Source organism: Campylobacter sp. RM12654, assembly GCF_020137585.1.
Taxonomy (GTDB): domain Bacteria; phylum Campylobacterota; class Campylobacteria; order Campylobacterales; family Campylobacteraceae; genus Campylobacter_E.
The window spans coordinates 1-1,012 of record NZ_JACGAR010000065.1 but is presented as its reverse complement, the minus strand read 5'-3'; the positions used below and the strand labels follow the sequence as shown (position 1 = coordinate 1,012).

Genomic DNA, 1,012 nt, shown 5'->3' with positions numbered 1-1,012 from the left:
TTAATAGAAAAGACTTTAGTGGTATAAATACTTGGGATACAAGCAATGTAACTGATACGAGTTCTATGTTTTGTGGTTGTAAAAAATTCAATCAGCCTTTAGATTTTGATACAAGCAATGTAACTGATATGAGTTATATGTTTGATAGTTGTTTTAATTTCAATCAGCCTTTAAGCTTTGATACAAGAAATGTAACTAATATGCATGGTATGTTTTTGAATTGCAAAAAATTTAACAAACCTTTAAGTTTTGATACAAGAAATGTAACTAATATGAGTAGTATGTTTGCTGGTTGTAAAAATTTCAATCAGCTTTTAGATTTTGATACAAAAAATGTAGTAAATATGAGTTATATGTTTAGTAATTGCAAAAAATTTAACAAACCTTTAAGTTTTGATACAAAAAATGTAGTAAATATGAGTGATATGTTTTCTGAGTGCATAAATTTTAACAAACCTTTACAGTTTGATACTTCAAATGTAATTAATATGGGTTGGATGTTTAGAGCTTGTAAAAACTTCAATCAGCCTTTAAACTTTGATACAAAAAATGTAACTAATATGAGCCATATGTTTTATTATTGCTACAATTTCAATCAGTCTTTAAACTTTGATACAAGCAATGTAACAGGTATGCAAGGTATGTTTTATGATTGTTTTAATTTCAATCAGCCTTTAAATTTTGATACGAGAAATGTAACTAATATGAGTGATATGTTTAGACATTGTTCTAATTTCAATCAGCCTTTAAATTTTGATACAAGTAATGTAACTAATATGGGATGGATGTTTAGTGGTTGCGAAAATTTCAATCAGCCCTTAAGCTTTGATACAAGCAGTGTAACTGATATGGATGGGATGTTTAGTGGTTGCGAAAATTTCAATCAGCCTTTAGATTTTGATACAAACAATGTAACAGATATGCATAGTATGTTTTGGGATTGCGGAAATTTTAATCAAGCCTTAAACTTTAATACTTCAAATATAGTTAATATGAGCTATATGTTTAGAGA

General features: G+C 27.5%; 1 protein-coding gene. It reads left to right on the top strand.

Annotated elements, in window-relative coordinates; translation table 11 throughout:
- A partial coding sequence (locus tag AVBRAN12654_RS09330; protein ID WP_336614380.1) for a BspA family leucine-rich repeat surface protein occupies positions 1 to 1,012 on the top strand: 1,012 nt, incomplete at both ends.